Below are 1,045 nucleotides of genomic sequence, written 5' to 3' on the forward strand. Positions count from 1 at the left end.
GCGGAGGGCAGCGCCCCGGTCGAGGCGCCGGAGGAGGCGCCCGCCGAGCCGGTGGCCGCAGAGCAGCACGATTATGAGACGGAATGGTTCTACGTCGACGTGCCCGACGGCTGGACCTACAGCGAGGGCGGCGAGGCGAGCACGTGGTACGTCGAGGGCCCCGTCGACAACGGCGACGGCACCGTGCAGTACCAGTTCCACGTCACCGGGCCCAACATCGGCATGGACGGCAACGTGGGCGGAGAGACCGTCATCGTGGGCGGCCCCTGGCAGGACCGCTACACCACGAACGTCGGCACCGCGCCCGACGGCAGCGGGGTGTACCTCTTCGCCGTCGGCGCGCCGTTCTTCGCCACCGACGGCCACTTCGAGGGCGACACGTTCGTCTCCGTCGCCAACGGCGTGACCGACCCCGACTTCGCCACCATCACCCTCAAGTCCGCAGAGGCCGAGGCAGCGACCACGCAGCCCGCCGACGACGAGGCGGCGTTCGTCGCCACGGCCCGCGCCGCGCTCAAAGTGCCGGACGACCCGTCCATCACCTACACGGTCGGCGAGCCCACCTACTGGGAGGGCGCGGACGCGTACACCACCTACATCGAGTTCCAGCAGGACGGCGAGACCGTCGCCTACGCGAACTGCTGGGACGACGGCACGCCCGCGCGCAACATCTACGCGTACACCGCGCCGCGGTAAGGCCGCGGGAGTGCAGCGGCGCCCGCGCCGCGACAAGCCCCTTTCGAAAGCAAACGATCAGAGGAGGAAGACCATGTTCTGCCCCAAATGCGGGAAGGAATCCCCCGAGGGCTCGGCATTCTGCCCGAGCTGCGGAGCCGCGCTCCCCACGGCCACCGAGCCCGCCTCGGCCCCCGCGACTGAAGCCGCCGCACCCGAGGCGCCCATCTACGAGGTACCCGGCGAGCCCGCGAGCAGCGCCCCCGCCCCCGCCCCACTCCCCCCCACCCCATTTTCTCCCCCGCCCCGCCGGCCTCTGACACAAAACACCACCCGCACGCCCCACCACAGGCCCCCAGATCTCCACGAG

At 71.3% G+C, this 1,045-nt stretch carries 1 protein-coding gene and 1 pseudogene; both read left to right on the forward strand.

The genetic code is table 11. The annotated features are described in order from the left end of the window. A pseudogene (locus BN3789_RS12935) lies at positions 1–696 on the forward strand (hypothetical protein); the annotation flags it as partial. Between the two features lie 73 nt (positions 697–769). Beyond that, on the forward strand, positions 770–1,045 hold a 276-nt coding region (locus tag BN3789_RS13540), incomplete at its 3' end, for a zinc ribbon domain-containing protein (protein WP_147569748.1).

The organism is Collinsella ihumii, assembly GCF_900046475.1.
Lineage (GTDB): Bacteria > Actinomycetota > Coriobacteriia > Coriobacteriales > Coriobacteriaceae > Collinsella > Collinsella ihumii.